This is a genomic window from Hymenobacter ruricola (assembly GCF_015694525.1).
Classification (GTDB): domain Bacteria; phylum Bacteroidota; class Bacteroidia; order Cytophagales; family Hymenobacteraceae; genus Hymenobacter; species Hymenobacter ruricola.
The window spans coordinates 1-12739 of the sequence record NZ_JADQDM010000011.1; the positions used below are offsets into that span (position 1 = coordinate 1).

Genomic DNA, 12739 nt, shown 5'->3' on the forward strand with positions numbered 1-12739 from the left:
AAATATACTACTTACTGTTAACACCTCCTAGTAAGCGTGGCACGCGAGATGTCTCGACCAGCTCGACATGACGTTCTTGGTTGTTCCCTGCGTTTCCCTGCGTTGCTTCCGGTCTCTGCGTTGCTTTCGGTCGCCTCAGCCGCCTTCCAGAATATGCCCGTCGCGCATCACAATTTTGCGGTCGGCCATGTCGGCCAGCTGCTCGTTGTGCGTCACGATGACGAAGGTCTGGCCCAACTCTTTGCGCAGCAGAAAGAAAATCTGGTGCAGCTCTTGGGCATTTTTAGTGTCGAGGTTGCCGCTGGGCTCGTCGGCGAAGATGATTTCGGGCGAGTTGATGAGGGCACGGGCCACCGACACGCGCTGCTGCTCGCCGCCGCTCATCTCGCTGGGCTTGTGCTCGGCGCGGCCTTCCAGGTTGAGCATGCCGAGGAGCTCGCGGGCCCGCACGCGCACTTCTTTTTCGGAGCGGCCGGCCAGGTAGGCGGGCAGGCACACGTTTTCGAGGGCCGTGAACTCGGGCAGCAGGTTGTGAAACTGGAAAATGAACCCGATGTGCCGGTTGCGAAACCGGGCCAAATCGTTGCGCCCCAAGGAGCTAACCGATTCACCGTCGAAGAGGACTTCGCCCGAGTCGGGGCTGTCCAGCGTGCCCAGAATGTGGAGCAGCGTGCTCTTGCCCGCGCCCGAGGAACCCACGATGCTGACGATTTCCGACTTTTCAATCGTTAAATCGATGCCTTTGAGGACGTTCAGAGCGTTGTAGCTCTTGTGAATGTTGATAGCTTGCAGCAACGGAGCCGGCGATAGACGTGAACGGAATGCGGTAGTGGCAAAGCTACGCACAATCCGGGCGCAGCCGAGCCGGGCCTTATACGCCGCCAACGGTTTGGCGTAGCTATCTTTTCGTGGATGACCGAATTTTCGTTGCGAATGCCTTCTCTTTTTCTAACGCGCCGCTGGCTACTGGTTACCGGGCTGTTGCTGGGAATAAGCGGGGCCGCCTGGTGGGTGAAAAACACTGTTTTTCAACGAAGAAACGCGGCCGCCAGTCAAGCCAGCGAAGATTTTAACCGCTCGCTCATCCTGGCGCCCGCAATGCCCGCCGCGGCCTTCGACAGCGCCCGGCTGCGCGGCGTGAGCTGGGTGGGCGGCGACTCCATCACCGACGCCGAGCTGGCGCCGCTGCTGCGCGACCACGTGACCTGGATAGCCCAGATGCCCTTCGGCTGGCAGGCCGATGCCGCCGCGCCCACCATTCGCCTGAACACGGCCCGGCCCACGGGGCGCCGCGGCCTGTGGGGCGAAAGCGACGCCGGGCTGACCTACACGGCCCGGCTGGCCCGGCAGCACGGCATTCGCACGCTGCTCAAGCCGCACTTGTGGGTGCGGGGCCACGGCGCCTGGCCCGGCGACGTGAACATGGCCAGCCCCGCCGATTGGGACGCGTGGTTTGCCAGTTACTCGGCCTTTCTGTTGCACTACGCGCAGTTAGCCGAAACCGCGCATTTCGACGCGCTTTGCATTGGTACCGAGCTGCTGCATGCCACCGAGCCGGCCCACGACAAGGCCTGGCGCGGGCTCATCCGGCAGGTGCGGCGGGTGTACCACGGCCCGCTGACCTACGCGGCCAACTGGAGGGGCGAGTACCGCCAAATCCGGTTCTGGGACGCGCTGGACTACGTGGGCATTCAGGCTTATTTCCCGCTGAGCCCAGCCGCCGGCCCGTCCTTGGAAACCCTGGTGGCCGGCTGGCAACCTCATCTGCAGGAGCTAAGTGCCTGGCAGAAAAAAATCAAAAAGCCCATCGTTTTCACCGAAGTGGGCTACAAAACCACGCCCGACGCCGCCGCCCGCCCCTGGGAATGGCCCGAGCACCTGGCCACCACCCCGCCCGACGAGGCCACCCAGGCCCGCTGCTACGAGGCCCTGTTTCGGACCTGCTGGGCCCAGCCGTGGCTGAAAGGCCTGTTTATCTGGAAATGGTACCCGGGGCTGACGGCCGACGGCCCGGCCCGCCGCCACGCCGATTTTACGCCCCAGCACAAGCCCGCCGAAACGGTATTGGCGCGCTGGTACGGGCCGTAAGGATGTAGCGTGGACTCTGCGAGTCCGCGCAGGAAAGAATCAAGTTTAAACCAATCCAAGCGCGGACTCGCAGAGTCCATGCTACAATGCTTGCCGTCTGGTTGCGACAATCAATTCCGGCGGGCGTACTTTCGCGTCCGCAACCGCAGGGCTGCAAGGCACAACCCACCCCTTACCCGTTTTTATGAACATTCACGAATATCAGGGCAAAGAAATCCTGAAAAAGTACGGCGTCCGCGTGCAGGAAGGCATCACCGCCGACACCCCCGACGAGGCCGTAGCCGCCGCCGAGAAGCTGACCGCCGAAACCGGCACCAGCTGGTACGTCATCAAGGCGCAAATCCACGCCGGGGGCCGCGGCAAAGGGGGCGGGGTGAAGCTCGCCAAGGGCATCGACAAGGTGAAGGACATCGCCAGCGAAATCATCGGCATGCAGCTCGTGACCAAGCAAACCGGCGCCGAAGGCCGCAAGGTGCACAAGGTGCTGGTGGCCCAGGACGTGTACTACCCCGGCCCGAGCGAAACCAAGGAATACTACATGAGCGTGCTGCTGGACCGCACGCTGGGCAAAAACGTCATCATCTACACCACCGAGGGCGGCATGGACATCGAGGAAGTGGCCGAGGCGCACCCCGAGAAAATCCACCGCGAGCACGTGGACCCCGCCGTGGGCCTGCAAGGCTTCCAGGCCCGCAAAATTGCGTTCAACCTGGGCCTGGAAGGCGACGCGCAGAAGGAAATGGTGAAGTTCGTGTCGGCTTTATACAAGGCCTACGACGAAACCGATTCCAGCATGTTCGAAATCAACCCGGTGCTGAAAACGTCGGACAACAAGATTTTGGCCGTTGACGCCAAGGTAACACTGGACGAAAACGCCCTCTACCGCCACAAGGATTTCGTGGCCTTGCGCGACCTCAACGAGGAAGACCCGCTGGAAGTGGAGGCCTCCAACAACAACCTGAACTACGTGAAGCTCGACGGCAACGTGGGCTGCATGGTGAACGGCGCCGGCCTGGCCATGGCCACCATGGACATCATCAAGCTGAGCGGCGGCGAGCCCGCCAACTTCCTCGACGTGGGCGGCGGAGCCAACGCCCAGACCGTGGAAGCGGGCTTCCGCATCATCCTGAAGGACCCAAACGTGAAAGCCATCCTGATTAACATCTTCGGCGGCATCGTGCGCTGCGACCGGGTGGCCAACGGCGTGGTGGAAGCCTACAAAGCCATCGGCGACATCCGCGTGCCCATCATCGTGCGCCTGCAGGGCACCAACGCCGAAGAAGGCGCCCGCATCATCGACGAAAGCGGCCTGAAAGTGTCGTCGGCCGTGCTGCTGAAAGACGCCGCCGCCCGCGTGAAAGAAGTGCTGGCTACGGCGTAGAGCCCGGCCGCTGCTAGTCTGGTTGCAATTAAAAAAGCTCGTCTGGTAACCCAGGCGGGCTTTTTTGGTTACTAACGCTCATCTTTCTCCTTTCCCCGCTATGGAATTCACTCGTTTAGGCAACACCGGGTTGCAAGTTTCCCGAATCTGCCTCGGCACCATGACCTACGGCACGCCCACCGAACGCTGGCCCTGGGCCCTCGATGAAGAAGCCAGCCGTCCCTTCATTCAGCAAGCCCTGGAACTGGGCATCAACTTTTTCGACACCGCCGACGTGTATAGCAACGGGGCCAGCGAAGAAGTGGTGGGCCGCGCCCTGCGCGACTTTGCCAAGCGCGACGAGGTGGTGCTGGCCACCAAAGTATTCAACCCGATGGGGCCCGGCCCTAACGACAAAGGTCTGTCGCGCAAGCACATCTTGAGTGCCATCGACGCCAGCCTGCGGCGCCTGGGCACCGACTACGTGGACCTGTACCAGATTCACCGCTGGGACTACCACACGCCCATTGAAGAAACGCTGGAAGCCCTGCACGACGTGGTGAAGGCCGGCAAGGCCCGCTACATCGGGGCGTCGTCAATGTTTGCCTGGCAGTTTGCCCAAGCCTTGTACCTGGCCGAAAAGCACAACTGGACGCGCTTTGTGAGCATGCAGCCGCACTACAACTTGGTGTACCGCGAGGAGGAGCGCGAAATGCTGCCGCTGTGCCGGGACCAGAAAATCGGCGTCATTCCGTGGTCGCCGCTGGCGCGGGGCCTGCTCACGGGCGGGCGCGGCAAGGAGCGCAACGAAACCGAGCGCGCCAAAACCGATGCCTTCGGCAAAAGCCTCTACGGCCGCGACGACGATTTTGCCGTGGCCGACCGCGTGGCCGACATTGCCCGGGAGCGCGGCCTGCCCAGTGCCCAGATTGCCCTGGCTTGGCAGTTGGCCCAGCCCGTCGTTACGGCGCCCATCGTGGGCGCGAGCAAGCCCGGCCACCTGCAGGACGCCGTGGCGGCCGTGGACGTGAAGCTGTCGGCCGACGAGATTAAACGCCTGGAAGAACTGTACCAGCCGCACCCGGTGCTGGGCTTTAGCTAAATCCAGCCACGCCGCGAAAGCAAAAAAGGCCCGCCTGATTCGTCAGGCGGGCCTTTTTTAACTCTTAACATCTAACTCTTAACTTTTTTCAGCCACGCCGGCATTTTCTTCGGCTTGCACGGGAATGGTTTTGCCCTGCACGCGGAGCTCCACTTCCATGTTGCCGCGGGTGCCCACCGAGTAGGGGCAGATTTTGTGGGCCTGGCGCACCATCTCAATGGTTTTGGCTTCGTCAAACTTTTTCAGGTCGACGTCGAGGATGGCGCTCAGGCCGTAGCCTTCGCCTTCCTGAAACAGCGTGACGGAGCATTGCACCGAGCTTTCCTTGTCGAGGGTATCGCCGGCGCGCTGGGCCGTGACGAGCAGGGCCTGCTGGAAGCACGAGGCGTAGCCGGCGGCGAACAGCTCTTCGGGGTTGGTAGCGCCTTTTTTGCCACCCAGGCCCTCGGGTACCGACATTTCCATGTCGATGACGCCGGTGGCGGAGCGGACGTGGCCGCTGCGGCCACCTACGGCCGACGCGTCGGCCGTGTACAGATTCTTCTTCATAAAAAGAGAGTGGGGTGATGAATAGACAATGGGCTGGTGCTTGGCTTAACTGGATTTTGGCCCCCGGGGTTTTGCCGCAAGGCGGCCCGCCAGCAGGAATTTGCCCGCATATTTGGTGGCCTTGGCATTTGCGGCTACTTTTGCAGTCCTATTCCAGACCCGGCCGCGTCGTACAACGGATAGTATGAGAGTTTCCGAAGCTCTTGATTTAGGTTCGATTCCTAACGCGGCCACGAAAAAGCCTTCAGCATTGCGCTGAAGGCTTTTTTTATTTTCGGCTTGCGCAGAACCAGTGCACGGTGGCCCGCTCCGGCCCCAAGCCGCAAGTGCCCGCGGCCCGGCGCCCGCCCCGGTAAGCTCGGCACTGCAAACCCTGGACGGCAAAAGGCGGTAACAGATGCACCACCCCGGCGGCCGGCCCGGAATCCGGCCTGCTCCGAAACGGGGGTGACGCTTCGGGCAAGCGCCTTTTATCAGGAAATCAACCCATCACCCTTTCAAATAAACCTAGCGGACATTATGAATCAGGAAAAACAACTCAGCCGACGCGAAGTCCTTGGCGGCCTCGGAGCCAGCCTGGCGGTGGCGGCAGTGGCGCCGGTGCTGTCGGCCGACGCGGCCGAAAATCCCGCCGAGGCGGCCCCCGTGGCCCTCGAAAACCCCAACGAGAAATACCCCAAGCCGCCGTTCAAAAGCCAGTCGCAGCCCTGGCCCGGCCTGGCCAGCCAGATGGAGCCCAAGCCCGACCACGGCGAAAAAAGCTACAAGGGCTCCGGCCGCTTGAAGGGCCGCAAGGCCCTGATTACGGGCGGCGACTCGGGCATGGGCCGCGCCGCCGCCATTGCCTACGCCCGCGAAGGCGCCGACGTGGCCATCAACTACCTGCCCGCTGAGGAAGCGGACGCCAAGGAAGTCATTGCCTTGATAAAAGCCGAGGGCCGCAAGGCCGTGGCTATTCCCGGCGACCTGCGCGACGAAGCCTTTTGCCAGCGCCTGGTGGCCGAGGCCGTGCGTCAGCTCGGCGGGCTCGACATTCTGGTGAGCAACGCGGCCCGGCAGCAAACCCGCAAGTCCATTCTCGACGTGACGAGCGAGGATTTTGACGCCACGATGAAAACCAACATCTACGCGCCGTTCTGGATTATCAAAGCGGCTTTGCCGCACATGCCGCCCGGCTCGGCCATCATTGGTACCACTTCCGAGCAGGCCATGGACCCCTCGGCCGACTTGTACGACTACGCCCAGACCAAGGCCGCGACCACCAACTACGTGCGCTCCTTAGCCAAGCAACTAGCCCCGAAGGGCATTCGGGTGAACGGCGTGGCGCCCGGCCCCATCTGGACGCCGCTGCAGGTGAGCGGCGGCGCCACCCAGGAAAAGCTGGTGAAATTCGGCGGCGACACGCCCATGAAGCGGCCCGGGCAACCGGTGGAGCTGGCGTCCATCTACGTGCAGCTGGCCGACCCGCAGGCCAGCTACGCCACCGGCCAGGTGTACGGCGCCATGGGCGGCAACGGCCAGCCGTAAGGCTGATTACGAACCAATGAACCACATGACAACGGCCGGCAAAGGCACGCTGAAAAGCGCCTTTGCCGGCCGTTGTCATGTGGCGCGAGCCGGGCGGCGCTACAGCACCTCGCGCAGGTGCTTGTAGTTGCTTTTAATGGTGTCGAGCACCTCGTCCATGCGGCCGCTGAGCATGAGCTTGCTCATGGAAAGCGCAAAGCCGGCCACCTGCTCCATTTCTATCTTGGGTGGCATGGCCAGGGCGTTGGGGTCGGTGAGCACGTTCACGAGCACCGGGCCGGGGTGGACGAAGGCGTCTTGCAGGGCCTGCTCCACCTGGCCGGGTTCGTGCACCGTGACGCCCCGGATGCCCACGGCCTGGGCAATGGCGGCGAAGTCGGTATTCGGCATATCGGTTTGCCAGTCGGGCAGGCCGGCCACTTCCATTTCCAGCTTCACCATGCCCAGGGCGCGGTTGTTGAAGACGATGATTTTAATGGGCAGCTCGTACTGCACAATGGTCGACAAATCACCGAGCAGCATGGTCAGGCCGCCGTCGCCGCACAGGGCGATGACCTGCTGCCCCGGCCGGGCCAGCGCCGCCCCAATGGCCTGCGGCATGGCGTTGGCCATCGAGCCGTGGTTCCAGGAGCCCATCATCACGCGCCGGCCGGTGGCCCGGATGTAGCGGGCGCCCCACACGCAGCTCATGCCCGTGTCGACGGTGAAAATGGCGTCGTCGGCCGCCAGCTTGTCAACCAGCACGCTCACGTACTCGGGGTGAATGGCGTCGTGCTGGCCCGCGTCCTCCACGTAGGCCCGCATGTGCTCCTGCACGTGCCGGTAAAAATCCAGCTGCGCCCGCAGGAAGCTGTCGTCGGTTTTCTGCCGAACCTGGGGCATGAGGGCCTGCAGCGTGTCGCGGATGTTGCCGCAGAGGCCCAGGCTCACCTTGGCGCGGCGGCCCAGGCGCTCGGGCCGCACGTCGATTTGCACAATGGTGGGCTTCACGGGCATGAAAGCGGTGTAGGGAAAATCGGTGCCCAGCAGCACCAGCAGGTCCGACTCGTGCATGCTGTGGTAGGCCGAGGGCATGCCCAACAGGCCCGTCATGCCCACCTCATACGGGTTTTCGTACTGAATTTCGAGCTTGCCCCGAAACGTGTAGCCGATGGGCGAGTGCAGCCGCCCGGCCAGCTCCAGCAACTCGGCGTGGGCTTCGGCCGCCCCAATGCCGCAGTAGAGCGTGATTTTCTGGTGCGCGTTCAGCAAATCGGCCAGTTGCAGCAGCTCGTGGTCGGAGGGGCGGATGATGGGGTGCGTGGGGTAAACCTGGCTGGCCGTCATGCTTTCCTCGGCGGGGGCGGCGGCCACGTCGCCGGGCAGGCCCACCACGGCCACGCCCTTGCGGCTGATGGCGTGCTGAATGCCGGCCTGAAACATGCGCGCAAACTGCTGGGGCGTGCTCGCAATCTGGTTGTAGCAACTGCAATCGTCGAACAGCTTGATGGTGTTCGTCTCCTGAAAATGCTCGGTGCCAAATTCAAAGCTGGCCTCGGTGGAAGCAATGGCGATGACCGGGGCGCCGGAGCGGTGCGCGTCGTACAGCCCGTTGATGAGGTGCACGTGGCCCGGGCCGCTGCTGCCTGCGCAGCAAGCCAGCCCGTTAAGCTGGGCCTCGGCGCCGGCCGCGAAAGCGCCCGCTTCTTCGTGCCGCACGTGTATCCACTGCAGCTTGCCGTCGCTGCGCCGCACGGCGTCGTTCACTTCGTTGAGACTGTCGCCGGTCACGGCGTAGATGCGCTTGACGCCGGCGGCGGCCAGCATGTCGACGAGTTGTTCTGCTACTTTTTGGGCCATCTGGGAAAGGGGAGGAGGGGGTTGGGGGCGGTCCTCTCGGGGCTATACGCCGGGGCGGGAAAGTGGGTAGGGGAAAGATAGATTTCGCCCGCGCCGGGGGCGCCGAGCGGCTTGCCCTGGCCTATCGTTGAGAAACGGTTGTTGAAAATAACCGGATGAAAGGCCCGCAGGCAATGCCGTACTTCGATTCAACCCACGGCGTCCAAACCGCGGGTTGGCATCTTTGGCGTCAAAAGTCGCCATCCAAACCGCGGGATGGCGTCTTTCGCGCCAAAACCTGCCATCCAAACCGCGGGTCGGCATCTTTAGCGCCAAATCCGGCCATCCAAACGCCGGGAAGGCAATGTTTGGCGCCAAAGATGCCGACCCGCGGTTTGGAAGTCGTGCTTCAGACTTAAAACAGGCGTTACCAGCGTAGGTAAGGCAAGGTTTAGGGCCAAAGATGCCGTTACGCCAGTTGGCAACGGCCTCTTTCAGCAGGCAGCTTCCCTTCCGCACAGAGGGCTACCGCGCCACGGTTTCAAAAGGAAGACTCGTTCTGGATGAGCGGCATACCAGGCGTTGCCGGTTCGGGCGGGTATCCAAAGGGTTGGGTAGTGCGTATAGACGAGCCACACCATCTCTCACCCCACTCTCAAAACCCATGAACACCAAGCTTCTCTTCGCTGCCCTCACGCTAAGCGCCGCCCTCGCGGCCCCCGCCTTTGCCCAGAACGGCAAAACCAAAAGCGACAGCGAAAAAACCAAAACCACCGCCGACGGCATGACCACCAAAACCAAAATGGCGGACGACGGCAAAATGAAAGTCAAAGGCAAGTCGGACGCCGGCGACAAAATGAAGGCCAAGACCATGCCCCGCAAAGGCGACGCCGGCGCTTCCACGGCCGGCGTGCTGGTGGGCGGAGCCATGATGACGCCCGACAAGGACATCGTGGACAACGCCGTGGGCAGCGCCGACCACACCACGCTGGTGTCCGCCGTGAAAGCCGCCGGCCTGGTTGAAACCCTGAAAAGCGCCGGCCCCTTCACCGTGTTTGCGCCGGCCAACTCGGCTTTCGACAAGCTGCCGGCCGGCACCGTGACCACGCTGGTGGCGCCCGAAAACAAAGCCACCCTCACCAAAATCCTGACCTACCACGTGGTGCCCGGCCGCCTCACCGCCGACCAGCTCACCAACGGCCAGGTGCTGACCACCGTGGAAGGCGAACAACTGACCGTGATGAAAAGCGGCAGCAGCGTGATGCTGAAAGACGCCAAAGGCGGCATGGCCACCGTCACCATCCCGAACGTGATTTCCAGCAACGGCGTCACCCACGTCATCGACACGGTGCTGATGCCCGCGAAATAGCCGGGCGCTAGCTTCCGCAAAAAAGCCCCGTCGTGTTTGCACAACGGGGCTTTTTTGTGTGGGTTAACCAAGCTTAAGCCACCTAATACTATTTGGCTATTCCAGCAGGAGGCGGCGGCCCACCGTGCGGCCATCGGCCAGGGTGAGACGCACCGTATACACGCCCGGCGGCAGCGTGGGCAACGGCAGCGTGGGCTGTCCGGCCTGGGCGGCGGGCTGCTCCCACACGGTACGGCCCAGGGCGTCGAGCACCGCGGCGCGGGCGAAGCCGGGCCCGTCGATGCGCACCGTGCCGCGGGCGGGGTTGGGGTAGAGGCTGTAGGCCGCCGTTTCGCGGGCCGACGCCGAGGCCGTGGTCACGTTGTTCGTCATCACGGGCCGCATCATGAAGGCGCCGCGCCGCTGATACAGCTGGACCGAGTCCCAAACCCCCACGTTGCTGCGGTACCAGTAATGGCCCGCCGGGATGGAGCTGTTGATATCGAAGCCGTATTTCAGGTCGCGGTTGTTGGAAGGCTGCGAAAAACCTACGAAGAATACGCCCGAAACCGGCACCGGCTGGTCAAACAGGATGTCGACGAACGCCCCGCCCGCGCCCGGACCAACGCCCGGCAAAGTGACCGATTTGGCGGCCAGGGGCGTGGCGGCCGGCTTGCCGTTGTCGTTGGGCCACACGCTGATGGTGACGGGCCGGGGGTTAATGTCGCCGGGGGTATACACGGGAAACAGGCGCAGGCCGCCCACGTGGTCGGGCTGGTTGAGGTCGATGCGGTAGGCATACGCCCCCTGCTGGCCGCTGGGAAAAGACGGGATGCCGTAGTACCGCTCGGCGGTGCCGTCGTCGTAGGCGTAGTAGTTGCTCAGTTCCAGGTCGCGCGAAATCGTGTCGTTGGGCAGCGCCCGCGGAATGTCGCGCGGGTTCGGGCCATTGAGGAGCGCGAGGGTGTAACGCAGGCGTTTCGGCGTCGTGGTGCTGGTCGGAATCGTCACGTTGCCAGCCGGCTGAGCCACCGGAAACTGGCGCGTGTAGAAGTCGATGGGCGTCTGGACTTGCAGCCACGTGCCCAGCGGGGCGTTGGTGCTCAGGTCCGTCACGGTGCCGCGCACGTCAATGGGGCGCGGCAGGTTGTTTTCGAGGTTGGTGAAGTTCACCCCCAGTTGCGGGTTCAACTCGTCGCTCTGCGTGGTGGCCGCGTTGAACTGCCACACCGGCATGGACGTGAACCGCCGCAGCGGGCTGCGCAGGCCCCCCGAGGGGTTGCCGCCCACCAGCCCGGCGCCGGCGGCCACGTCCACAAACGTGGTATCAACCTGGAGGTTGCCCGTGCGCCCGCGGTCCAGCAGCACGTAGTCGATGCTCCAGGCGTCTCGGTTTTCCGACGTGCTGCCGGTGGCCACGAACATGAACTGAAAGGTGCCGTGCAGGTACTGGGCCTGGTTGATGGCGATGAGCTGCTGGCGGAAGCCGGTGCGCACGTTCTGGCTGTTGTAGCTCCAGGCCCGCACCCAGCTGTTGCTCGCGGTTTTCAGAAACAAGTCCAGGTGCACGGGCGTGGCACTGCCGTTCCGCGCGGGCGCCAGGTCGACGACGCCGGCCTGCCAGGCAAAGCTCAGGTACACGCCGCTGTTCGCGCTGAGGCTGCTCAGGTCGATGGGCTGGGATTTCAGCGAGTCGATGGTGCCGTAGCTCACGGTCGTGCCGCCGCTGTAGCTCTGGCCGTTGGCCTTGAGGCCGTCCAGCGTGGCCGCGCCGCGGGTGGGGGGCGCCACGGCCAGGCGGTTGCTCACGTAGGCGCCGCCCCGGGCTTCCCAGTGCGATTCCCGGGGCCGGCCTTCGAGAGGCGAAGTGAAATCATCGAAAAAAGGCAGGGCCAGGGGTGCCGTGCGCTGGAGTGCCGCCGGGTTAGTCTTGGGGATAAACGCCGCCCGGCCTGGGTCGCTCGACAGCGGCCCGGGCGACATCGGCACCTGGCCGTGGGCCGCCCCGGCTGCCAACAAAAACGCCGGCAAAAGCAGGCGGCAATACATGCGGAAGCGTGTCGTCATATCAAGAACAAAAAGTGAGTTTTAAGCCCAACGCCCGGGTGCCCGGAAAAAGTGCGTGGCCGCCGGTTATTTCGCCACCCAGATGTCCACAATCTGGCCCGTGCGAATGGTGGCGTCGGGGCCGGGCACGGGGCGCTGGCGCACCACGGTGCCGGCCGTCTGGCCTTCTTCGGCGGGCTGCTCAAACACTTCGCCTTTCTGCAGGCCCTGGCCGTTGAGCAGCGTGAGGGCTTCGTCGACGGGCATGTTGATGAGGTTGGGCACGGCGAAGGTCTGGTTGCCCTGGCCGTCGCCCACCACCAGGTCCACCTGCGTGCCTTTGGCCACGGGGGCGCCCGGCTTGATTTCCTTGCCGTTCACCAGCTGCTTCAGCACCTGGCCCGGGGCCAGGTCGGGCACCAGCTGAATCTGGCCGGCCACCAGGTCGTAGCTTTTCAGGATGAGCATGGCCGTTTTCGAGGAGATGCCGACGAGGGTGGGCATCTTAATCACCGGCGGGTTTTTCATGCTCACCTGCAGGTAGATTTTGCGGCCTTCCTTCACTTTTTCGCCCGGCAGCGGGTCCTGCACCAGCACGGTGAAGGGGCGCACGTTGGCGTTGTAGCTGGAATCATCCACAAAATAGGCCAGGTTGCGCTCGTCGAGGTACTTCTCCAGGTCGGCCACGTTCATGCCCGTCACCTTGGGCACCGTGATGGTTTCGCCGTGGTGCGTGCTCATGGGCAGGTACACGTAGAAAAAGCCCAGCACGAGCAGGATGCCCACCACGGCAATCAGCACCAAGTGCTTCACGACGTCGAGCGGGGAGTCAGCAGAAAAAAAAGACATGGGAAACGGGTAAAACGGTATTTAAAACCAAAGAACGTCATGCTGAGCTTGT

10 protein-coding genes and 1 tRNA gene are annotated in these 12739 nt (G+C 63.4%); 6 read left to right on the forward strand and 5 right to left on the reverse strand.

Annotation, left to right across the window (positions count from 1 at the left end):
• Positions 1-135: 135 nt before the first annotated feature.
• The gene (locus I2H31_RS17850; protein ID WP_196294421.1) at positions 136-795 is read right to left on the reverse strand and encodes an ABC transporter ATP-binding protein; all 660 of its coding nucleotides are present in this window, start codon (positions 793-795) and stop codon (positions 136-138) included.
• A 138-nt stretch (positions 796-933) separates the two neighbouring features.
• On the opposite strand from I2H31_RS17850, the gene I2H31_RS17855 reads away from it, so the two are divergent.
• The 3 genes from I2H31_RS17855 (at position 934) to I2H31_RS17865 (ending at position 4550) form a co-directional block, all read left to right on the forward strand.
• The gene (locus I2H31_RS17855) at positions 934-2088 is read left to right on the forward strand and encodes a glycoside hydrolase family 113 (RefSeq protein ID WP_196294422.1); all 1155 of its coding nucleotides are present in this window, start codon (positions 934-936) and stop codon (positions 2086-2088) included.
• 184 nt (positions 2089-2272) lie between these two features.
• Positions 2273-3469: an ADP-forming succinate--CoA ligase subunit beta gene (sucC, locus tag I2H31_RS17860; protein ID WP_196294423.1), complete on the forward strand. Its 1197-nt coding sequence runs from the start codon at positions 2273-2275 to the stop codon at positions 3467-3469.
• Between the two features lie 100 nt (positions 3470-3569).
• The gene (locus I2H31_RS17865) at positions 3570-4550 is read left to right on the forward strand and encodes an aldo/keto reductase (protein ID WP_196294424.1); all 981 of its coding nucleotides are present in this window, start codon (positions 3570-3572) and stop codon (positions 4548-4550) included.
• A 78-nt stretch (positions 4551-4628) separates the two neighbouring features.
• On the opposite strand, the gene I2H31_RS17870 is transcribed toward I2H31_RS17865, so the two are convergent.
• The gene (locus I2H31_RS17870) at positions 4629-5099 is read right to left on the reverse strand and encodes an Ohr family peroxiredoxin (protein ID WP_196294425.1); all 471 of its coding nucleotides are present in this window, start codon (positions 5097-5099) and stop codon (positions 4629-4631) included.
• A gap of 161 nt (positions 5100-5260) precedes the next feature.
• Between I2H31_RS17870 and I2H31_RS17875 the strand changes: the two genes are divergently transcribed.
• Positions 5261-5332, forward strand: a tRNA-Arg gene (locus I2H31_RS17875).
• Positions 5333-5618: 286 nt separating this feature from the next.
• Positions 5619-6626, forward strand: coding sequence for an SDR family oxidoreductase (locus I2H31_RS17880; RefSeq protein WP_196294426.1), 1008 nt, complete (start codon positions 5619-5621; stop codon positions 6624-6626).
• A gap of 99 nt (positions 6627-6725) precedes the next feature.
• Here the strand turns inward: I2H31_RS17880 and I2H31_RS17885 are convergent, their stop codons facing one another.
• The gene (locus tag I2H31_RS17885) at positions 6726-8465 is read right to left on the reverse strand and encodes a thiamine pyrophosphate-dependent enzyme (RefSeq protein ID WP_196294427.1); all 1740 of its coding nucleotides are present in this window, start codon (positions 8463-8465) and stop codon (positions 6726-6728) included.
• A gap of 835 nt (positions 8466-9300) precedes the next feature.
• On the opposite strand from I2H31_RS17885, the gene I2H31_RS17890 reads away from it, so the two are divergent.
• Complete coding sequence (locus I2H31_RS17890; RefSeq protein ID WP_230687918.1) at positions 9301-9813, forward strand: fasciclin domain-containing protein; 513 nt, start codon at positions 9301-9303, stop codon at positions 9811-9813.
• Between the two features lie 96 nt (positions 9814-9909).
• On the opposite strand, the gene I2H31_RS17895 is transcribed toward I2H31_RS17890, so the two are convergent.
• Entirely contained in the window at positions 9910-11859 is a 1950-nt protein-coding gene (locus I2H31_RS17895; RefSeq protein WP_196294429.1) for a T9SS type A sorting domain-containing protein, read from the reverse strand.
• 66 nt (positions 11860-11925) lie between these two features.
• On the reverse strand, positions 11926-12687 hold the full coding sequence (locus tag I2H31_RS17900) for a PASTA domain-containing protein (RefSeq protein ID WP_196294430.1): 762 nt from the start codon (positions 12685-12687) through the stop codon (positions 11926-11928).
• Between the last annotated feature and the right edge of the window lie 52 nt (positions 12688-12739).

Coding starts and splice junctions, on each gene's coding strand:
- I2H31_RS17880 (WP_196294426.1), top strand. CDS start 5,619: ATGAATCAGGAAAAACAACTCAGCCGACGCGAAGTCCTTGGCGGCCTC.
- I2H31_RS17885 (WP_196294427.1), bottom strand. CDS start 8,465: ATGGCCCAAAAAGTAGCAGAACAACTCGTCGACATGCTGGCCGCCGCC.
- I2H31_RS17870 (WP_196294425.1), bottom strand. CDS start 5,099: ATGAAGAAGAATCTGTACACGGCCGACGCGTCGGCCGTAGGTGGCCGC.
- sucC (WP_196294423.1), top strand. CDS start 2,273: ATGAACATTCACGAATATCAGGGCAAAGAAATCCTGAAAAAGTACGGC.
- I2H31_RS17895 (WP_196294429.1), bottom strand. CDS start 11,859: ATGACGACACGCTTCCGCATGTATTGCCGCCTGCTTTTGCCGGCGTTT.
- I2H31_RS17900 (WP_196294430.1), bottom strand. CDS start 12,687: ATGTCTTTTTTTTCTGCTGACTCCCCGCTCGACGTCGTGAAGCACTTG.
- I2H31_RS17890 (WP_230687918.1), top strand. CDS start 9,301: ATGAAGGCCAAGACCATGCCCCGCAAAGGCGACGCCGGCGCTTCCACG.
- I2H31_RS17865 (WP_196294424.1), top strand. CDS start 3,570: ATGGAATTCACTCGTTTAGGCAACACCGGGTTGCAAGTTTCCCGAATC.
- I2H31_RS17855 (WP_196294422.1), top strand. CDS start 934: ATGCCTTCTCTTTTTCTAACGCGCCGCTGGCTACTGGTTACCGGGCTG.